The 19806-nt window shown below is 72.4% G+C and carries 20 protein-coding genes; 7 read left to right on the top strand and 13 right to left on the bottom strand.

What is annotated here, in order from left to right; genetic code table 11:
• Nucleotides 1-137 precede the first annotated feature (137 nt).
• From AB0J67_RS30960 to AB0J67_RS30950, 3 genes are all read right to left on the bottom strand, one after another.
• Complete coding sequence (locus AB0J67_RS30960) at nucleotides 138-1109, bottom strand: zinc-binding dehydrogenase (RefSeq protein ID WP_363487459.1); 972 nt, start codon at nucleotides 1107-1109, stop codon at nucleotides 138-140.
• Between the two features lie 151 nt (nucleotides 1110-1260).
• The gene (locus tag AB0J67_RS30955; RefSeq protein WP_363487465.1) at nucleotides 1261-2385 is read right to left on the bottom strand and encodes an NADP-dependent malic enzyme; all 1125 of its coding nucleotides are present in this window, start codon (nucleotides 2383-2385) and stop codon (nucleotides 1261-1263) included.
• Between the two features lie 195 nt (nucleotides 2386-2580).
• A complete protein-coding gene (locus tag AB0J67_RS30950; RefSeq protein WP_363487457.1) occupies nucleotides 2581-2946 on the bottom strand; it encodes a S26 family signal peptidase in 366 nt (121 codons plus the stop codon).
• Nucleotides 2947-3020: 74 nt separating this feature from the next.
• On the opposite strand from AB0J67_RS30950, the gene sodN reads away from it, so the two are divergent.
• Nucleotides 3021-3431: a superoxide dismutase, Ni gene (gene sodN, locus AB0J67_RS30945; RefSeq protein WP_363487455.1), complete on the top strand. Its 411-nt coding sequence runs from the start codon at nucleotides 3021-3023 to the stop codon at nucleotides 3429-3431.
• A 133-nt stretch (nucleotides 3432-3564) separates the two neighbouring features.
• Complete coding sequence (locus tag AB0J67_RS30940; protein ID WP_363487453.1) at nucleotides 3565-3957, top strand: anti-sigma regulatory factor; 393 nt, start codon at nucleotides 3565-3567, stop codon at nucleotides 3955-3957.
• Nucleotides 3958-4097: 140 nt separating this feature from the next.
• Here AB0J67_RS30940 and AB0J67_RS30935 read toward each other — a convergent pair whose 3' ends face one another.
• Entirely contained in the window at nucleotides 4098-4505 is a 408-nt protein-coding gene (locus AB0J67_RS30935; protein WP_363487451.1) for a hypothetical protein, read from the bottom strand.
• Nucleotides 4506-4669: 164 nt separating this feature from the next.
• Between AB0J67_RS30935 and AB0J67_RS30930 the strand changes: the two genes are divergently transcribed.
• Nucleotides 4670-5611 (top strand): diacylglycerol kinase family protein, encoded by a 942-nt coding sequence (locus AB0J67_RS30930; RefSeq protein ID WP_363487449.1) that lies wholly within the window; start codon nucleotides 4670-4672, stop codon nucleotides 5609-5611.
• A gap of 408 nt (nucleotides 5612-6019) precedes the next feature.
• Complete coding sequence (locus AB0J67_RS30925) at nucleotides 6020-6274, top strand: WhiB family transcriptional regulator (protein ID WP_203742849.1); 255 nt, start codon at nucleotides 6020-6022, stop codon at nucleotides 6272-6274.
• Nucleotides 6275-6535: 261 nt separating this feature from the next.
• Here AB0J67_RS30925 and AB0J67_RS30920 read toward each other — a convergent pair whose 3' ends face one another.
• The 6 genes from AB0J67_RS30920 to AB0J67_RS30895 form a co-directional block, all read right to left on the bottom strand.
• A complete protein-coding gene (locus tag AB0J67_RS30920; RefSeq protein WP_363487447.1) occupies nucleotides 6536-7387 on the bottom strand; it encodes a CbiX/SirB N-terminal domain-containing protein in 852 nt (283 codons plus the stop codon).
• Nucleotides 7377-8087 (bottom strand): phosphoadenylyl-sulfate reductase, encoded by a 711-nt coding sequence (locus AB0J67_RS30915; RefSeq protein ID WP_363487445.1) that lies wholly within the window; start codon nucleotides 8085-8087, stop codon nucleotides 7377-7379. The genes AB0J67_RS30920 and AB0J67_RS30915 overlap by 11 nt, the downstream gene beginning before the upstream one ends.
• Nucleotides 8084-8281 (bottom strand): hypothetical protein, encoded by a 198-nt coding sequence (locus AB0J67_RS30910; RefSeq protein ID WP_363487443.1) that lies wholly within the window; start codon nucleotides 8279-8281, stop codon nucleotides 8084-8086. The genes AB0J67_RS30915 and AB0J67_RS30910 overlap by 4 nt, the downstream gene beginning before the upstream one ends.
• A 34-nt stretch (nucleotides 8282-8315) precedes the next feature.
• On the bottom strand, nucleotides 8316-10019 hold the full coding sequence (locus AB0J67_RS30905) for a nitrite/sulfite reductase (protein WP_363487441.1): 1704 nt from the start codon (nucleotides 10017-10019) through the stop codon (nucleotides 8316-8318).
• 339 nt (nucleotides 10020-10358) lie between these two features.
• A complete protein-coding gene (locus tag AB0J67_RS30900; RefSeq protein WP_363487439.1) occupies nucleotides 10359-11888 on the bottom strand; it encodes a histidine kinase N-terminal domain-containing protein in 1530 nt (509 codons plus the stop codon).
• Nucleotides 11889-12057: 169 nt separating this feature from the next.
• Nucleotides 12058-13092, bottom strand: a complete 1035-nt coding sequence (locus tag AB0J67_RS30895) for an SIS domain-containing protein (protein WP_363487463.1) — start codon at nucleotides 13090-13092, stop codon at nucleotides 12058-12060.
• A 228-nt stretch (nucleotides 13093-13320) separates the two neighbouring features.
• On the opposite strand from AB0J67_RS30895, the gene AB0J67_RS30890 reads away from it, so the two are divergent.
• On the top strand, nucleotides 13321-14934 hold the full coding sequence (locus AB0J67_RS30890; protein ID WP_363487436.1) for a tetratricopeptide repeat protein: 1614 nt from the start codon (nucleotides 13321-13323) through the stop codon (nucleotides 14932-14934).
• 275 nt (nucleotides 14935-15209) lie between these two features.
• On the opposite strand, the gene AB0J67_RS30885 is transcribed toward AB0J67_RS30890, so the two are convergent.
• Entirely contained in the window at nucleotides 15210-16724 is a 1515-nt protein-coding gene (locus AB0J67_RS30885; protein ID WP_363487461.1) for an MDR family MFS transporter, read from the bottom strand.
• A 223-nt stretch (nucleotides 16725-16947) separates the two neighbouring features.
• Here AB0J67_RS30885 and AB0J67_RS30880 point away from each other — a divergent pair, with 223 nt between their 5' ends.
• Entirely contained in the window at nucleotides 16948-17526 is a 579-nt protein-coding gene (locus AB0J67_RS30880; RefSeq protein WP_363487434.1) for a helix-turn-helix domain-containing protein, read from the top strand.
• 80 nt (nucleotides 17527-17606) lie between these two features.
• On the opposite strand, the gene AB0J67_RS30875 is transcribed toward AB0J67_RS30880, so the two are convergent.
• Entirely contained in the window at nucleotides 17607-18107 is a 501-nt protein-coding gene (locus AB0J67_RS30875; protein WP_363487432.1) for an N-acetyltransferase, read from the bottom strand.
• Nucleotides 18108-18118: 11 nt separating this feature from the next.
• Nucleotides 18119-18334, bottom strand: coding sequence for a biotin/lipoyl-binding carrier protein (locus AB0J67_RS30870; protein ID WP_203742865.1), 216 nt, complete (start codon nucleotides 18332-18334; stop codon nucleotides 18119-18121).
• A gap of 244 nt (nucleotides 18335-18578) precedes the next feature.
• On the opposite strand from AB0J67_RS30870, the gene AB0J67_RS30865 reads away from it, so the two are divergent.
• Nucleotides 18579-19640: a MoxR family ATPase gene (locus AB0J67_RS30865; RefSeq protein ID WP_363487430.1), complete on the top strand. Its 1062-nt coding sequence runs from the start codon at nucleotides 18579-18581 to the stop codon at nucleotides 19638-19640.
• The last annotated feature ends 166 nt before the right edge of the window (nucleotides 19641-19806 follow it).

Genomic DNA, 19806 nt, shown 5'->3' with positions numbered 1-19806 from the left:
GAATTCCTGCCGGAACGGGCCGCACCGGACAATCTCGAAGAGCAGCTCGAACGGGACGTGCTCTGGAAACATGTCAAAGCTCTGCCGGTGCGACACTTCGGCCGGGACGGAGCTTCGCTCGCGTACGGAGGCCGGGATCAGCGCCCGTGGTCGAGCACGATCTTGCCGAAGCCGGCCCCGGCGGCCAGGCGCTCGAACGCCGCCCGCGCCTCACTGAAGTCGAACACGGTGTCCACCACCGGGGCGATCTTCCGGGCCGCCATCAGCTCCAGCAGCGCGGCGAGCTCGTCCCGGGTCCCCATGGTCGAGCCGACGACCTCCTGCTGCAGGAAGAACACCCGGCGCAGGTCCACCGTGGCCAGGTGGCCCGAGGTCGAGCCCGACACCACGACCCGCCCGCCGGGCTTCAGGCTCTTCAGCGAGTGGTCGAAGGTGGCCTCGCCGACGGTCTCGATCACCACGTCGACGCGCTCGGGCAGCCGCTCCCCCGGGGCCAGCGCGGTCGCGCCCAGCCCGACCGCGTTGTCCCGCTTGGCCTCGTCGCGGCTGGTGGCGTACACCCGCGCGCCCAGCGCCCCGGCCAGCACGATCGCGGCGGTGGCCACGCCGCCGCCCGCGCCCTGCACCAGCACGCTGCCGCCCTCGGCCAGCCGCCCCCGCGTGGTGAGCATGCGGTACGCCGTCAGCCAGGCGGTCGGCAGGCACGCGGCGTCGGTGAAGGTCATGCCCTCGGGCTTGGGCACCAGGTTGCGCCGCGGCACGGTCACCAGGTCGGCGAGCGTGCCCTGGTGGCGCTCGGACAGCAGCGACCGCTTCGGGTCCAGCGTCTCGTCACCGCCGCCGGCGGCCGGGTCGCCGATGACGGCGTGCACCACGACCTCGTTGCCGTCCTCGTCGATCCCGGCGGCGTCGCAGCCCAGGATCATCGGCAGCTGGTCGGCGGACAGGCCCACCCCGCGCAGCGACCACAGGTCGTGGTGGTTGAGCGCGCTGGCCATCACGCGGACCGTGGTCCAGCCCTCGGGCGCCTGGGGATCGGGCCGCTCGCCCACGGCGAGGCCGGCCAGCGGGTTGTCCGGATTGATGGAATCGGCATAGACGGCACGCATGGCCCGACGCTAACAGCAGCCCCACCGCCGGCCCGGAGCACCCTGAGGGCCCGTTCAGCACCGCAGGTCAATGAGGATTAGGGAGGGTGCCCGGAGGCGCCGGGCCCCGGCGCGAGCGGCGCGGCGGGGCCCGACGGCCCCGCGGGGCCGGCTAGGCGCGTACCACGCCCTCGCGGCGGGCGGCGTCGGCGACGGCGGCGGCCACCGCGGGCGCGACGCGCGGGTCGAGCGCGCTGGGCACGATCGCGTCGGCGCTGAGCTCGGCGGCGACCACGTCGGCGATGGCCGTCGCGGCGGCCAGCTTCATGCCCTCGGTGATCCGGGTCGCGCGGGCCGCCAGGGCGCCGCGGAAGATGCCCGGGAAGGCGAGCACGTTGTTGATCTGGTTCGGGAAGTCGCTGCGGCCGGTCGCCACCACGGCGGCGTACCGGGCGGCCACGTCGGGATGCACCTCGGGAGTCGGGTTGGCCAACGCGAAGATCATCGCGCCGGGCGCCATCCCGGCTACGGCCGCCTCGGGGATCTGCCCGCCGGAGACGCCGATCAGCACGTCCGCGCCGTCCAGCGCCGCGTCGATGCCGCCGGTGACCCCGGCCGCGTTGGTGCGCTCCGCCAGCTCCGCCTTGGCCGAGCCCGGCACCAGGTCGGGCCGCCCGGCGTGGATGGCGCCGCGGGAGTCGCAGACGATCACCCCGGCCGCCTCGACCCCGCCCGCGATCAGCATCTTCGTGACGGCGACCCCGGCCGCGCCCGCACCCGAGACGACCACCCGCAGGTCGCACAGCTTGCGGTCGAGCAGCGTGACCGCGTTGCGCAGCGCCGCGAAGACGACCACGGCGGTGCCGTGCTGGTCGTCGTGGAACACCGGGATGTCCAGCGCCTCGACCAGCCGCCGCTCGATCTCGAAGCAGCGCGGCGCGGCGATGTCCTCCAGGTTGATCCCGCCGAAGCTGGGCGCGAGCGCCTTCACGATGGCGACGATCTCGTCGGTGTCCTGCGTGTCCAGGCAGACCGGCACCGCGTCCACCCCGCCGAACTGCTTGAACAGGACCGCCTTGCCCTCCATGACGGGCATCGCGGCGCGCGGCCCGATGTTGCCCAGGCCCAGCACCGCCGACCCGTCGGTCACCACCGCGACGGTGTGCCCCACCCAGGTGAAGTCGTTCACCAGTTCCGGGTCGGCGGCGATCGCCTCGCACACCAGCGCGACGCCGGGTGTGTAGGCGAGGGAGAGATCTTCTCGGGTATTGAGTGGCACCGTGCTCGCGACGGCCATCTTGCCGCCCCGGTGCCTCTCGAAAGCTGGATGATCCACTGTGGACTCCCACTATGACGACGCACTCGAGCCGAGTCGGTTCAACGACGGGTCAGCGTTGACACGGCGCGGCGAGGTCACGGGGTTCTCCCGAGGCCCGGAGTCTAGACCCGGCCGCACAGATGATCAATGACCAGGGTCACGCGTTGTGGCATTTCACACCTGGTGGGGACCGTGTCCGGTTCCCGCGCCGGGCGTTCCCGGGGCGGCCGGCCGGGCGCGCAGCAGCGCCGGGCGGGGCCAGTAGCGGCAGACCACCCGGCCGAGCACGTCGGCCACGCCGTACGCCCGGGAGTCGTCGGTGACCAGGTCGTTGTCGCCGACCAGCCACCATCCGCCCGCCTGCGGCCGGGCGGCCCGCTTGACCACCAGCAGGTCCGGCCGCACCCGGAAGCGCGCCACCACCACGTCGCCGGCCCGCACCCGCCCGCCGCGGCGGACCAGCAGCATGTCGCCGTGGCGCAGCGTCGGCGCCATGGACGGGCCGTGCACGAGAACGGGAAACAGCGGCCAGCGCAACAAAGCCTCCGGGGCGGAGTAGGGTCGGCAAGGGGATCATTGTCCCGTTCAGACCTCGTACCTCATGGAGGATCCCGATGCAGTTCTTGAAAGGACGCAGCCTGAAGCCGCGCACGGTGGTCAGCGCTCACTGCGACCTCCCGTGTGGCGTCTACGACCCGGCGCAGGCCCGGATCGAGGCCGAGTCGATCAAGGCTATCTGCGAGAAGTACCAGGCCAACACGGACCCGGAGTTCCGGACCCGAGCGCTGCTCATCAAGGAGCAGCGGGCCGAGCTGGTCAAGCACCACCTGTGGGTGCTGTGGACCGACTACTTCAAGGCCCCGCACTTCGAGAAGTACCCGAACCTGCACCAGCTGTTCAACGAGGCCACCAAGCTCGCCGGTGCCGGCGGCGCCAAGGGCCAGGCCGACCCGGCCGTCGCCGAGCAGCTCCTGGTGAAGATCGACGAGATCGCGAAGATCTTCTGGGAGACCAAGCAGGCCTGACGCCTGCGCGCGCCGGGTGGCCCGTCCGGCCACCCGGCGGCACCGGACGACGAGTGCGCGCGGACGGCCGGTCATGAGCTAGGCTCCGCCCGGGGGGTTGGGCCAGGTGAGTCAGATTCTGCAACCGACGGCGATGTCGCTTACCGACAACGTTGTTGCCGTCACCGTGCCCGCCGACGGCGGCTGGCTGGGCGTGCTGCGCACCGCGACCGCCGGTCTGGCCGCGCGGCTGCGCTTCGCCGGCGACAAGATCGAGGATCTGCGCATCGCGGTCGACGAGGCCTGCGCGATGCTGCTCGTCGTCGCACCGCCCGGCGCCCAGCTGCACTGCCGGTTCGAGATCGGCGCCAGCGAGCTGACCGTGGCCGTGTCCGCGCCGGTCAACGGCAAGAAGAAGCTCCCGGACAGCTCCGCGTTCGTCTGGAAGGTGCTCAGCGGCCTGACCTCACGCGTCGACGCCGAGCAGACCGACGGCACCGCCACCATCCGCCTGGTCACCGAGCTCCCCCAACAGCCCGTCACCTGACCGCTCTCTGTGCGGCGGCGCGGCTTCGCGGTGCCCGGTGAAGATCGCGGTTTCGGGTCAGAAAGTCGAGTCTGACTGCACCTTCTGACCGGAGACAGCGATCATGCCACCGGAGTCGCGTCCCAGCCCGGCGGCTCGGCTCAGCTCGCCCGCTCGCGCCAGCCCAGCCAGCGGGTCGTCGCGGGGGCCAGGATCAGGCCGATGACCGCCAGCGCGCACGCCATGAGGGCCCAGCCCGGCCCCGGCATGCCGCCGTTGATCATGAAGTACGCCGGTGCGGTGAACATCAGCTCCAGCGCGATCGCCGGACCGCGCACACCGGGACGGCGGCGCAGCAGCCCCCAGGCGACCCCGGCCAGCCACGCCCCGATGGCCAGCGCGAACACCGTCACGCCCACGGCGACCCGGATGTCGGCGGCCTCGGCGGTGAAGTCGGCGTACACCAGCACGGCGGCCAGCCCGGCCACGACCAGTGCCTGCAGCACGACCAGCGCCACCGCGCCGTACAGCGTGGCGGGCGGCCGGGTGACGGTGGTGTCGGTGGACATGCGGACCCCTCTCGCTGCCTGACCTGACCGTCCCCGCACCCCGCCGGGCGGGCCGGGGGGACACCTCAGGTTCGCCAGGAACCCTAGCGGACCCGGGGTGAACGTCGTCTCGCAGCGTGCGGCCCGCGTAACACGAGGTCACCGGGCCGGGTACATTGCCGGTCATGCGAGGTCTGCTCGTCGTCAACCCCAAGGCGACCACCACGTCCGCCCGCACCCGCGACGTGCTGGCCGGCGCGCTGCGCAGCGAGATGGAGCTGACGATCGGCTTCACCCGCCGCCGGGGGCACGCCTTCGACCTCGCCCGGGACGCCGCCAAGGACGACGTGGACGTGGTCGTCGCGCTCGGCGGCGACGGCACCGTGAACGAGGTCGTCAACGGCCTGATGGCCGCCGAGCGCGGGCCGCAGACCCCGGCGCTGGCGGTGGTGCCCGGCGGCTCCACGAACGTGTTCGTGCGCGCGCTCGGCCTGCCCCGCCACGCGGTGGACGCCACCTCCGTCATCCTGCGCGCGCTGCGCCGCGGCAGCACCCGCACGGTCAGCCTGGGCCTGGCCGACGACCGCTACTTCACCTTCTGCGCGGGCCTGGGCCTGGACGCCGCCGTGGTACGCCGGGTCGAGCAGGCGCGGCGCAAGGGCCGCCGCTCCACGCCCGGCCTCTACCTGCGCTCCACGCTGGGGCAGTACTTCGTCGAGGGCCGCCGCGAGCCCGGCATCACCGTCGAGGCGCCGGGCGCCGAGGCGGAGCACGGCCTGGCCAACGTGATCGTGCAGAACACCGCCCCGTGGACGTACCTCGGGGAGCGGCCGATCCACGCCAGCCCGCGCGCCTCGTTCGACGCGGGGCTCGACGTGCTCGCGCTGCGGGCCCTCCACCTGCCCTCCACCCTCCACACGGTCACCCAGATGCTGGCCCATCAGCCGGACGAACCCGACGAACGGGGAGACATGTCCGGAAAGAAGATCATGGTGCGCCACGATCTGGCGGAGTTCGTCGTCCGTTGCGCCACCCCTCAGGCGTTCCAACTCGACGGTGACTATCTCGGCGAACGCGAAAAGGTGAAATTCACCTCGGTCCCTGGGGTGCTGCGCGTAATCTGCTAAGAGTCGCTGTCGAAAGGCAGTGGAAAGCACATCTGTGTCAATGGGCACACGTGACACACGCAGGAAATACTGGCGTCGCATTACGGCCGGTACTACATTGATCACTGACTGTCGCACGTCGGGGTCCGGGGTCACGCCCGGTGATCCGGACAAAACGGTCGTGAGCTTGCTCACCCGTCCGTCCTAATTTCGGGCACCCCCCTTGACATCGCGGGAGTTCGTGAAAGCATTCACAAGCGTACCGAGCGCTGAACCTGTTGCTCCTACACGCGCTGCTGATTTCGGTAGCGGTCCGTAACAACTGGATCGCATCCAAATCGCTTCACGCGCGTTCGCATACAGAGAAGCCCGAACGTACCAAACGAATCGTTAGCAACTTCCACTGCCATCACAAGGAGTGTTTCCGCCATGGACTGGCGCCACCATTCTGTCTGCCGCGACGAAGACCCGGAGCTGTTCTTCCCGATCGGGACGTCCGGCCCTGCGCTGCTTCAGGTCGAGCAGGCGAAAAAGGTGTGCGGGCGGTGCCCCGTCTCCAACGAGTGCCTCAAGTGGGCGCTGGAGACCGGTCAGGACGCGGGTGTCTGGGGTGGGATGAGCGAAGAGGAGCGGCGCGCCGTCAAGCGCCGCGGCGGCCTCCGGGTCCGCGCGCACTCCCTCTGAGCACCCGCGACACCGCAACGCCTCGCCACAAAACGTAGAAAGCCCCGAGCGTCGATGCTCCGGGGCTTTTACGTTTTCCGGGCCACCCTCGCCCCAAGATCGTCCGACTTGCCAGGCACATGGGCGTAAGAGCGCGCAAGACACGCCCATTTGCCGGGCAAGTCTGGCGATCATGGAGACGGCGGCGCGAAGGCAGTCAAGATCGCGAATTTCGGGCCGTGAGCAGGGGCGCACGGTGGGTGATGGGGCCGAAAAACGGGTTCAGGCGGCCACGAGAGCGCGTTGCGGCGCGGCCGCATCCACGCGGTGCAGCACGAGCCGAACGAGCTCTCTCGACGCTCCCAGAGGCGCTGCCGCCCCGATCGCTCCCGCGGCTCGCGCGTCGGCGACGACCGCCTCATAGAGCCGGCCGGGGGCGAGGAAGTACGACGCCACGGCCACCCGCCGGGCACCCTGGGCACGCAACTGCGCCACGGCCTCGCCGCCGGTGGGCGCCGCCGCGCTGGCGTACGCGGTCCGGCACGGCACGCCCAGCCGCCGGCCCAACTCGGCGGCGACCTCGTCCACCATCGCGCGACCGGACGCCACGCTGGTGCCGGCCGCGGCGAGCACCACCGCGTCGCAGCCGGGAGCACGGAGCGCGGCAGCCGGGGCGTCAGCGCCGCGCGGCGCGTCCGGCTCGCCCGCTCCGCTGCCCGTCGGCGCCGCCGCGCCGCCGCACCCCAGGCTCGGCACCGCCTCGCGCAGGCGGCGCAGGAGCCCCGCCAGCAGCGGCTCCGACACCTCGCCCAGGGTGTCGGCGATCACGCAGTCGAAGCCGGCGACCTGGGCGGGCAGGTCCACCCGGCCGTGGTAGGCCCGGGTCAGCAGCAGCGGCACCACCACCGGCGCGGGCGCTCCCGCAGCGCGCAGCGCTGCCAGCACGTCGGCCGGGCGCGGCTCGGCGAGCTCCAGGAACGCGACCCGGACGTCGAGCCCCGGCCGGGCGCAGGCGACCGCGCGGGCCAGCGCCCGGGTCTCGGCCTGCGCCCGCGGGTCGCGCGAGCCGTGCGCGACCAGGACCACGGGCGCGGGTGCGCCCGTGGTGCCGGCCGTCAGCTGATCACGCGGCATGCAGGCCGCACTCGGTCTTCTCGAACATGGCCCAGCGACCGGCGCGGGCGTCCTCGCCGGGCTGCGTGCGCCGGGTGCACGGCCAGCAGCCGACCGAGCCGTAGCCCTGGTTCAGCAGCTGGTTGACCGGGATGTCGTAGCGGGCGATGTACGCGTCCACATCGGCCTGGGTCCAGGTCGCCAGGGGGTTGACCTTCACCTTGCCGCGGGACTGCTCGAAGTGGACCACGGGCGTGTTCGCCCGGGTGGGCGACTCGTCGCGGCGCAGGCCGGCGGCCCACGCGTCGTAGCCGGCCAGCGCCTCCTCCAGCGGCTTCACCTTGCGCAGGTAGCAGCAGGAGTCGGGGTCGCGGGAGTAGAGCCGGGAGCCGAAGCGCTCGTCCTGCTCGGCGACGCTCAGCTCGGGGCGCACCGTCCGCACGGTGACCGGGATGGTGCGGGTGACCTGGTCGCGCACCCGCAGCGTCTCCGGGAAGTGCAGGCCGGTGTCGAGGAAGACGACCTCCACGCCGGGCACCACCCGGCTGGCCACGTGCGCCAGCACCGCGTCGGCCATGGAGCTGGTGACGCAGAAGCGGGGGCCGAAGGTGGCGGCGGCCCAGCCGACGATCTCCTCGGCCGGAGCACCCTCCAGCTCGGCTCCGGCCCGGCTCGCCAGATCCATCAGTTCCGCGGTCGAACGCCGCACGTCGACGGTCATTGCGTCACCCTCCCCAGCAGTCCGATCATCTTCAGCGCGAAAACCCGTCGGCACGCTCGGCACTCCCACTGGCCGTGGGTGCCGGCGGCCGGCTCCCCTTCCTCGTTCTCCGGACCCGCGTGCGGGCGCAGGTACGCCTCCTCCCCGCAGAACGGGCAGTAGTACGGCACCGCGCGTTGGGCTCCCTCGCTCATGCCGCCGCCTCCGGCGCCGTCGCGATGCGCTCGCTCATCGCAGCTCCTCCTCGTCGACCCGCAGCACCCATTCCGCGAACGGCTCGGCGGCGTCCTTGCGCCCGTCGAGGTAGCGGCGGGCCAGGCGCTCGGCGTACTCCGGCAGCTCGGCGGCGGTGGTCTTCAGGCCGCGCAGCTTGCGGCCGAAGTTCGGGTGCTGGCCCTGGGCCATGCTCAGCCCGCCGCCCAGGTGCACCTGGAAGCCCTCGACCATCTCGCCGTCCGGGCCGGGGACCAGCTGGCCCTTGAGCCCGATGTCGGCGACCTGGGTGCGCGCGCAGGCGTTGGGGCAGCCGTTGACGTTGATCGAGATCGAGCCGTCGATCCGGCCGATGGTGCGCTCCAGGTGCTCGATCGTGCGCGCCGCGGTGGCCTTGGTCTCGACGATGGCGAGCTTGCAGTACTCGATGCCGGTGCAGGCCATCGTGTCGCGCCGCCAGGACGACGGCCGGGCCTGCAGCCCGATCCCGTCCAGCGCCGCGATCAGCGACTCGACCTTCTCCTCGGCCACGTCGAGCACCAGCAGCTTCTGGTACGGCGTGAGCCGCACCCGGCCCGAGCCGTGCGCCTCGGCAATGTCGGCGACCTGCGCCAGCACCGTGCCGCTGACCCGGCCCGCGACGGCGGCCGCGCCCACGAAGAACTTCCCGTCGCGCTGGCGGTGCACACCGATGTGGTCGATCGGGTGCTCGGGCAGCTCCGGCGCGGGACCGTCGACCAGCTTGCGGCCGAGGAACTCGTCCTCCAGGATCTGCCGGAACTTCGCCACGCCCCAGTCGGCGACCAGGAACTTGATGCGCGCCCGGTTGCGCAGGCGGCGGTAGCCGTAGTCGCGGAACAGCCGGGCGACGGCGGCGTACACCTCGGCCACCTCGGCCAGCGGCACCCAGGCGCCCAGCCGCTGGGCGAGCATCGGGTTGGTGGACAGGCCGCCGCCGACCCACAGGTCGAACCCGGGCCCGTGCTCCGGGTGCTCGACCCCGAGGAACGCGATGTCGTTCGCCTCGTAGGGCACGTCGGCCAGCCAGGACACCACCGACTTGAACTTGCGGGGCAGGTTGGACAGTGCCGGGTCGCCGATGTGCTTCTCGACGATCTCCTGGATCGCCGGGGTGGCGTCGAGCACCTCGTGCTCGCTGATGCCCGCGACCGGGCTGCCGAGGATCACGCGCGGAGTGTCGCCGCAGGCCTCGGTGGTGGACAGGCCGACCGCCTCGATCTCGCGCCAGATCGCCGGCACGTCCTCGACCCGCACCCAGTGCAGCTGGATGTTCTGCCGGTCGGTGATGTCGGCGGTGTCGCGGCCGTACTTGACCGAGACGTTCGCGATCGCGCGCAGCTGGGCCAGGTCGAGCTGGCCGCCGTCGACGCGGATGCGGAGCATGAAGTACTCGTCGTCGAGCTCGTGCGGCTCCAGCACCGCGGTGCGGCCGCCGTCGATCCCGGGCTTGCGCTGCGTGTAGAGGCCCCACCAGCGCATCCGGCCGCGCAGGTCGGCCGGGTCGATCGAGGCGAAGCCGCGGTGGGCGTAGATGTTCTCGATCCGCGCCCGCACGTTGAGGCCGTCGTCGTCCTTCTTCGTGCGCTCGTTCGGGTTCAGCGGCTCGCGGTGCCCGAGCGCCCACTGGCCCTCGCCACGGGGCTTGCGGGCGGCCCGGCCCGGGGTGCCTGCCGGTGTCTGTGCTGACGGTGCTGCCATCGCAGCGTCCTCCTGTAGTCCAGTGGAGCGAGGACGCGCCTATGCGCCAGCACCGCGATCGAGCGCGGATTCAAGCAGATGAATGCTCCGGCGCGTATGCGCGCCCGGGTTTCGAAAAAACGGACGGGCGCTGTCAGCCAGCCGGACAGATGGCGCTGCGCACGCGGCCGAAGTCGATGTGGCGGCGGGCGGTGAGCCCGAGCCCCATCAGGCGGCGGTTCGCAGCGGCGGTCATGCAGTCACTTTCTCACGGCGGGCACACCCGTGCCAATCACCGTTCGCGCAACGTCCCACATTCTGACCTAGAGGTGACGCAGATCGCTTTTTGTTAAGAACCGATCAACGCTCGCGCTTGGCCAGCGGCACGAACAGCAGCGCCTCGGTGCCGCCCTCGGCGCGATTGCGCAGCTCGATGGTGCCCCGCAGCTCGCCCGTGGTGAGCGTGCGGATGATCTGCAGGCCGAGCCGCTTGTTGGTGGTGGGGTCGAAGTCCTCGGGCAGCCCGCGCCCGTTGTCGGCCACGGTCACGTGCAGCTCCCGCTTGGCCCGCTCCACGTGCACGACCACCTCGGCGCCGTCGACGACCTCGCCGCCCATCGAGTCGAAGCCGTGCTCCACCGCGTTGAGCAGCAGCTCGTTGAGCACCATCACCAGCGGGGTGGCGATCTCGGCGGGCAGCACGCCGAAGCTGCCGTCGCGCCTGGTGCGCACCGGCGACTCGGGCGCGGCCACCTCGGCGGCCGCGTTGGCCACCCGGTCCACGATGCCGTCGAACTCGACCGCCTCGTCGGCGGACATGGCCAGCGTCTCGTGCACCAGCGCGATCGAGGCGACGCGGCGCACCGACTCCTCCAGCGCGGCCCGCGCCTCCGGCATGGTGACCCGGCGCGCCTGCAGGCGCAGCAGCGCCGCCACGGTCTGCAGGTTGTTCTTGACCCGGTGGTGGATCTCGCGGATCGTCGCGTCCTTGGTGATCAGGGCGCGGTCCCGGCGCTTGACCTCGGTGATGTCGCGGACCAGCACCAGCGCGCCGATGGGCACCCCGGCGGGCATCAGCGGCAGCGCCCGGCTGAGCACGGTCGCCGTACGGGCCTCGATCTCCTTGCGGGCGGGGGCGTCCCCGCGCAGCGAGGACAGGATGCGGTTGCTCGCCTCCGAACCCTCCAGCGGGTCCTCGGCGAGCCGGTTGAACAGCGCGGCCAGGTCCTCGCCGACCAGGTGCGCGGAGAAGCCGAGGCGGCGGATCGCGGACTGCGCGTTCGGCGAGGCGTAGGTGACCTTGCCGCTGCCGTCCAGCCGGATCAGCCCGTCGCCGACACGCGGGGCCGAGGTGGTCTCGCCGGGATGGCGCACCGCCGGGAACGTGCCGTCGGCGATCATCTGCGCCAGGTCGTCGGCCGTGGTCAGGTAGTTCAGCTCCAGCTGACTGGGGGTGCGCGCGGTGGACAGGTTGGTGTCGCGGCCCACCACGGCGATCACCTCGCCCGCCTCGCCGTCGGCGGCGCGCCGGCGCACCGGGATCGCCTCGTGCCGGGCCGGGGTGTCGCCGTACCAGACCGGGTCGCCCTCGCGCCAGATCCGGCCCTGCTCGCGCGCGACGCCCAGGTGCGCCACCTCGGCGCCGCTGGACACCCGCCCCACCTGGTCGTCCTGGTACGCCGTGGGCGCGGTGGTCGGCCGCACCTGGGCCACGCAGAGGAACGCCGGCGTGCCCGTGCCCGGGTCGCCCTCCACCGGCACCCACAGCAGCAGGTCGGCGAAGGACAGGTCGGAGATCAGCTGCCAGTCGCCGGCCAGCCGGTGCAGGTGGTCGATGTCGACCGGGCCGAGCGAGGTGTGCTCCTCGACGAGTTCACGCAGCGTTGACACGCGATCAGCGTCTCACGCCCGCGGCCCTCGACGACCACCACCCGCACACCCCACCGCCGCCCGCCGCCCCGCCGGACCTGCAAGATCGCCCGACTTGCCAGGCAGGTGTGCGTATGTTGGCGCGCGATACGACCATGTGCCTGGCAAGTCGGGCGATCTTGGTGGTGGGTCAGAGGGTGGCGGTGACCTTCTTGAGGCCGCGGGGGGCGTCGGGGTCCTCGCCGCGGGCCAGGGCCAGCGACAGGGCGAGCTGCTGCAGCGGGAGGATCTCCAGCAGCGGGGCGTAGCGCTCGTCGACGGCGGGCACGTTCAGGCGGGTCGACGCGCCGGGCACCGACTCGGGGCCGACCACCACGACGTCGGCGCGGCGCTCGTCGAGGCGGGTGAGCACCTCGCGCATCGCCTGCCCGCCGGGCCCGGCGCCGACCATGGCCAGCACCGGCACGTCGGGGTCGGTCATCGCCAGCGGGCCGTGCAGCAGGTCGGCCCCGGAGAACGCCAGCGCGGGCAGGTACGACGTCTCCATCAGCTTCAGCGCCGCCTCGCGGGCGCTCGGGTACGCGTAGCCCCGGCCGGTGGTGACCATCCGGGCCGCGAACCGGTAGCGCCCGGCCAGGTCGGCGGCGGTGGTGTCGGCGAGGGTGCGCCGGGCCAGCTCTGGCAGCTGCGCCAGCGCGGCGCGCTCGTCGGCGGGCAGGGCGCCGTCGCCGGCGCGTACGCCCTCGACGAGCAGCAGCAGGGCGAGCAGCTCGGCGGTGTAGGTCTTGGTCGCGGCGACCGCGCGCTCGTGCCCGGCGGCGACGTCAACGGACAGCTCGGCGGTCTGCGCCAGCACCGACTCCGGGTTGTTGGTCACCGCGAGGGTCAGCGCGCCGGACTCCCGGGCCACCCGCAGCACCTCGGCCAGGTCGGGCGAGCCGCCGCTCTGCGAGACGCCCACGACCAGCGCGTGGGACAGGTCGGGGCGGGCGCCGAACACCGTGACGGCGCTGGGCGAGGCCAGCCCCGCGGGCAGGCCGAGCCGGATCTCGGTGAGGTACGCCGCGTAGAGGGCGGCGTGGTCGGACGTGCCGCGCGCGGTGAACACGACGTGCTTCGGGCGGCGCTCGGCGATCACCCGGGCGACCTGTGCGATGGCGTCGGCGTACGCGGGCTCCAGCAGCCCGGCGTACACCTCCGGCTGCTCGGCGATGTCCGCTGCCATTCCGGTGCCGCGCTGGCCCATCTCTCTCTCCTACCACTTCGTCCTGCGATGCTGCGCGATCCCGCGCGTTCCGTGCGCAGTCTTGCACGATATTGCACATCGAATCAACACTGCGAGCACAAATGAGCAGGACCACACAACTCGCCGGTACCCCTCTACCCTGTGCCACCGAGGAGCGCGGCAGGCCGCTCGGCGGCAACGGGCCACGGCCCGGCAGGAAGGGGTCAGGTGTCCGACGGCGTCAACGATCCGCACCAGGAGGCCCTGGGCGAGCTCGCCCTGGCCGCCCTCGCCCTCGACGAGCACGACGAGGAGCACGCGGTGCGCCATCTCAGCGCCGCACTCGCGTACGAGCCCACCCTGCCCGAGGCGCACGAGCTGCTGGAGAAGATCGCGGCGCACGCCGACGACGGCGGGCTGACCCTGTTCCACCCGGGCGAGCGCGCCACCGTGGGCCGCGTCGCCGCCTTCGCGCATGTGCTCGCGCGGCACGGCCGGCACGCCGACGCGCTCTCGCTGCTCGCCCAGGCCACCGTGCACGACCCGGCGCGGCCGTGGGCCGACGTCAGCTGGGTGCAGGCGCTGGACGCGGGCCGGGTCGGCGTCGACCACCTGCTCCGGGTGCTGCTGTCGGTGCTCGGCGCGCTGCCCGACCCCGCCCACGGGCCCGTCGCCCGCGCCTGCCGCCCGTATCTCGACCTCGCCCGGCGGTCCCTGACCGCGTACCCGGACGAGGCGCTGCTGCACGGTGCCGCCTCGGGCATCGCCCGGCGGCTGCGCGAGGTGCCGCTGGCGCTGGCCTGGGCCGAGCGCGGGGTGCGGCTGCAGTCGAACAAGCTGACCGAGATGTGGTGGGGCAACGCCCTGCGCGCCGCCGGGCGGCTCGACGAGGCCGTGCGGGCGATGCGGGCGGCCCGGCGGCACGACCCCGCCGACCTGTCGGTCGCCTCCGACCTCGCCCTCTGGCTCACCGAGCTGGGCCACACCGCCGAGGCGCTGGCGCTCATCGAGCAGGCGATGGCAAGCGACCCGTCGTACGACTGCGCCGTGCACACCGCGCACCGGCTGCGCTTCCTGGCCGACGGCGACCCGGACCACCTGGTCGCGCTCGCCGACTTCATGCGGGCCACCACCGACGCCAGCCACGAGCACTTCGACCTGCAGCAGTGCTGCGACCGGCTACCCTGGCTCGGCTTCGTGCCCGAGGCGGGTGATCCGATCGCGACCGCCGGACCCACGCCCGACCCGCCCCACCCGACCAGCGCCCGCGCGCTGGCCGCGATGCTGCCGCTGGGCTGGGGACCGCCGCCGATGGCGTACGACGCCGCGGTGCGGCTGGCCGGCGTACCCGTCGATGATCTGCTCGCCGCGCTGGCCCACCCGCCGGTGCCGGCCGGGACCGACCCCGACCGGGTGCCCGCCGCCCGGCGCGGGCTGCGGCTGTGGGCCTGCCTGGGCCTGCTGCACCACGACGCGTCGCAGCCGTGGTTCACCTCGAACCGGCGCCGGCTGCTGCTCGACCTCGCGCTCGGCGCCGGGGAGGGCCCCGTCGAGGCGCTGTACGCCCTGGTCACCGCGGCCTGGGTGGACCCCGGCTGCCGCGCCGACGTCGCCGCGCTGCTCGAAGCACGGCTGCGCGCGGTGCCCGAGGCCCGGCGCCGGCACCCGTTCACCGCCGACGTGGCGGTGGCCCAGCTCGCCTTCGTCACGCCCGGCATGCCCGCCGCCGCCCGCGCCCTGGCCCGCGAGATCACCGGCGACACCCCACCCGCGCCGTCTCCCGCCGCCCCGCTCCCCCAACCGCGCCGCCCCTGGCTCTCCCGCCTCCTCCGCCGCCCGTGACGGTCGCGGGGAGCAAGATCGCTGTCCCCTGTCGGAATCTGCAGTCCTACTCCGCTTTCCGACCGGAGACAGCGATCTCCACCCACTGAGCGCCCTGCCACCACCGGCTGGCCGCTGGTGGATCACTACTTCGTGTCGAAACCTGCGGTCCCACCACAGGTTTCGACACGCAAGCGCGATCTTGGCCGGCCACCCGCGGCGGCCGGGCATGGCGAGGCCCCGCCCTCGCGGCCGGGTGGCGGCGCGGGCGGGGCCTCGGGTGAGGTGTCGGGCGGTCAGTCCACCGCGACCAGCGGGCGGGCGGGGGCGTCCGCGTCGTCGGCCGCGGACTCGCCGCCGCGCAGCGGGACCTCCTTGATGAACCAGGCCGCGATCGGGACCAGGATCGCGAAGCCCAGCGCCCACCAGAACAGGCCCGAGGTGGCGTACGCGATGCCGTGCAGCACCGCCTCCTTGATCGGCGGGGGCAGCAGGTCGAGCTTGTCCGGCTGCAGGCCGCCGACGTTCATCTCCATCCCGCCGGGCGCACCGGCCGGCATGGCGCTGCCCAGGTCGTCGCCGAGCCGGTCGACGAACACCGCACCGAAGATCGAGACGCCGAACGAGCCGCCGATGGAGCGCACGAACGTCGCCGTGGAGCTGGAGACGCCGAGGTCCTTCTGCTCCACGCTGTTCTGCGCGATCAGCATGGTGGTCTGCATCAGGAAGCCCATGCCGACGCCGAGCACGACCATGTACGCCGAGGACTCGGCGATGCTGGTGTCCACATCGAGGCGGGTGAGCAGCACCATCGCCACGGCCAGGGTGACGCCGCCGAGGATCGGGAAGATCCGGTAGCGGCCGGTCTTGGTGATGGTCCGGCCCGCGAAGATCGAGGTGACCATCATGCCGAGCATCATCGGCAGCAGCAGCAGGCCGCTGTTGGTCGCCGAGGCGCCCTGCACGGTCTGGATGTAGAGCGGCAGGAACGAGATCGCGCCGAACATCGCGAAGCCGACCATGAAGCCGATGATCGAGACCAGCGTGAAGTTGCGGTTGCGGAAGATGCCCAGCGGCAGGATCGGCTCGGCGACCCGCGTCTGCGTCCAGAGGAAGACGCCCAGCAGCACCACGCCGACCGCGCCCAGGCCGAGGATCTCCTTGGAGTCCCAGGCGTACTTGTTGCCGCCCCAGGTGGTGATCAGGACCAGCGCGGTGACGCCGATGCTGAGCAGGGCGGCACCGATCCAGTCGATGCGGTGCTCGGTGCGGTACTTCGGCAGGTGCAGGGTGGAGGCCAGCACGAACAGCGCGATGCCGCCGATCGGCAGGTTGACGTAGAAGGCCCAGCGCCAGTCGGCGTGGTCGGTGATCAGACCGCCGACGAGCGGGCCGGCGATCATCGCCACGGCCATGATGGCCGCCATCATGCCCTGGTACTTGCCGCGCTCGCGGGGCGGCACGAGGTCGCCGATGATCGCCATCGCGCCGACCATCAGACCACCGGCGCCGAGGCCCTGCAGCGCCCGGAAGGCGATCAGCTGGTTCATGCCCGAGGCGGGGTCGATCTCGCCGGCCGCGCCGGACAGCGCCGAGCCGACGAGGAAGATGACGATCGAGACCAGGAAGATGGTCTTGCGGCCGTAGAGGTCGCCCAGCTTGCCCCAGATCGGGGTCGAGATCGTGGTGCCGAGCACGTACGCGGTGACCACCCACGACAGCTTGTCCAGACCACCCAGCTCGCCGACGATGCGCGGCATGGCCGTACCGATGATCATGTTGTCGAGCATCGCCAGCAGGATCGCCAGCATGAGACCGGGCAGCACCACCCGCAGGTTGGGTTTGGGGATTTCGGGGGACGACGCCGTCCGGTCCAGGACTTCAGTCACGGGAGGGCTCCGCTCGTTCACCGGCGACCTTACTTGCCGCCCGGCTAGAATATTTACTAGCCGTACGGTAAGTTCCCTACTTGCCGGCCGTCAAGTTGGTTACCCCACCCGGCTGACAGTGTGATCCAAGGAACACGGAGCAGCGATGAACGACCTCGCAGGTGGCCGCGCCGAGGCCCGGCCGGACACTCGCGCCCGCATCCAGGCCGTCGCGCTCGACCTGTTCACCGAGCAGGGCTACGACGGCACGTCGCTGCGCGAGATCGCCGAGCGGCTGGGCGTCACCAAGGCCGCGCTCTACTACCACTTCAAGAGCAAAGAGGAGATCGTCGACAGCTTCTCCGCCGACCAGCTCGGGCGGATGAACGCGCTGATCGAGTGGGGCCGCAGCCAGCCGGAGCCGCACTCCGCCGAATTCCGCCGCGAGCTGCTGGCGCGCTACGCCGACGACCTCTACAGCGGCCGGTTCCTCATGGTGATGCGGTTCTTCCACCAGAACCAGCTCGCCTTCAAGAACCAGCCGGCGGGCGCGAAGATGCGCGACGCCCTCATCGACATCATCGGCCTGCTCGCCGAGCCCGGCTCCGCACCGACCGCCCGGCTGCGCGCCGGCATGGCGGTGTTCGCCCTCAACACCTCCTGGCTCCTGCTCCAGGGTGAGGAGATCTCCGACGAGGAGCGCCGCGAGGCCGCGATGGAGGTCGCGCTCGACCTGATCCGCTGACCCTGCGCGGCAGGCGACCGCCGCGCGGCGTACGACAGCAGCTCCGCCCACGCCGCCGGGCGGCGGAGGCGGAGCGTCGGTCAGGCGAGCGGGTGGTGCAGACCCAGCAGGGTGACCCCCGGCAGGGGCGACCAGTCGCGATCGGGTGCCCGCTCGAAGCCCATCCGGGCGTAGAGGCGGCGGGCGGTGGCGGCGAAGTCTCGCACGCAGATGGTCACGCCGGTGCAGCCCTGCGCCGCGGCGCGGTCCAGGCAGGCGCGGGCCAGCAGCTCGCCGACGCCCCGGCCCTGGGCCGCGGGCGCCACGGCCAGCATGCGGAACTCCGCCTCGCCCGGCCGGGACACCTCGGCCAGCGCGGTCCCCGCCAGCACGAACGTGACCGCGCCGAGCACCTGCCCGGTCGGCTCGTCGACGGCCACCAGCACCTCGGCCACGCGGGCCCGGGCGGCGACGTCGGACAGGTGCGCCTCGTACGGGTGGCCGTCCGCGGTCTGCCCGTCGCCCCGGTACGCGGCGACGGACAGCGCACCGATCGCGTCGTGGTCGGCCGGCTGCGCCGGGCGGACGATGATCTCGGTCATGCCAGGTGACGCTACTCGATGACGGCGATGAGGTCGCCCTCCTGGACGACGTCACCCTCGTTCACAGCGATCTTGGAGACCACGCCGTCCGACTCGGCGATCACGGGGATCTCCATCTTCATCGACTCCAGGATGACCAGGGTGTCACCCTCGGCGACCTCGTCCCCCGCCGCCGCCACGACCTTCCACACGTTCGCCACCATCTCGGCCTTGATCTCCTCGGCCATAGCCGGCCCCTTCCCCTGACTCGCGTGCAAGACGTCCGTATCCAATCACGGAGCGGCGGGCCGGCGGCGCTCAACCTGCGTCTAGGATTTGTCCCTGCAAACCGCGCTGACGTAGGAGGTGCCGCCCATGGGTAAGAAGGCCCGTAAGAAGAAGGCTCGCAAGGGCTCGAAGGCCAACCACGGCAAGCGACCCAACGCCTAATCACGTTGCCGGAGGGCACGCCGGGGCGGATCATTTCCCGGCGTGCACTCCGCGCTCACGCTCACTCCGGCCCAGCTTCCCGACCTGCTGCTGCACGTCGCGGTCGTCCGGCCGGTCTTCGTGTGGGGCGCCCCCGGCATCGGCAAGAGCTCGCTGGTCCGCGCCTTCGCCGACTCCCTCGGCCTGCCCTGTGTCACCCTGGTCGGCACCCAGCTCGCCGCCGAGGACCTGATCGGCGTCCCCGAGCTGCACGACGGCCGCAGCCGCTTCGCGCCGCCCGAGATGATCGCCCGCAGCGAGCCGTACTGCCTCTTCCTCGACGAGCTCAACGCCTCCACGCCCGAGGTGCAGAAGGCGTTCTACTCGCTCATCCTCGACCGCCGCATCGGCGCGTACGAGCTGCCCGCGGGCTCGATCGTGATCGGAGCGGGCAACCGTGCCACGGACAACGCGCTCGCCCGCCCGATGGCGTCCGCGCTGGTCAACCGCCTGCTGCACCTGCACCTGCGGGCGTCCGCGGTGGACTGGCTGGACTGGGCGGCGGGCGCCGGCATCCACCCGTGGGTGCTGGACTACCTCACCCAGCGCCCGGACCACCTCTGGGTGCAGCCGCCCAAGACCGAGGAGCCGTTCTCCACGCCGCGCGCCTGGCACATGCTGTCGGACGCGCTGCGCTCGTACGGCGACGAGATCGGTGAGGAGACGCTGCGGCTGCTGGCGTACGGCACGCTCACCCCGGCGCACGCGTCGGGCTTCTGCGCGTACGTCAAGACCGTGCGCCACCGGTACGGCCTGGACGCGATCGTGCGCGGCGACGCCTCGTGGCCGCGCGCCGCGACCGACCGCGACCTGCTCTACTTCTTCGCCGAGGCGTTCCGGGCCCGGCTGGTCAAGGACCTGCCGGACAGCCGCGAGCACGCCGGCCGCGCGGTGCGGGAGTTCGCCATGCGGGCCAAGGGGCTGCTGGTCGAGCTGGCCGAGATCTCGCTGGAGTGCGCGCAGCTCGTCGTCGCCGCCGACGCCGAGGGCAGGCCGGTGCTGCCCGCCTGGTTCCTGGTCGAGGTCACCCGCGACCTGCCGCGCCTGGTCGCGGCCCGCGCATGAGCACCCGCCCCGCGTCCGGTCGCGGCCCGCGCACGAGCGTCCGTCCCGCGCCCGCGCCGTGTGGTGGCGCGTGAGGTTGACGTGCCCGTCGCTCCAGCCGGGGCGTTTGCGGTTGGACACGGTGAGCAGGCTGTGGTCCTTGCAGGGCGGGCTGGCGTGGATCGCG

Source organism: Catellatospora sp. NPDC049609 (genome assembly GCF_040675365.1).
Taxonomy (GTDB): domain Bacteria; phylum Actinomycetota; class Actinomycetes; order Mycobacteriales; family Micromonosporaceae; genus Catellatospora.
This window is presented reverse-complemented; position numbering and strand designations above follow the sequence as displayed.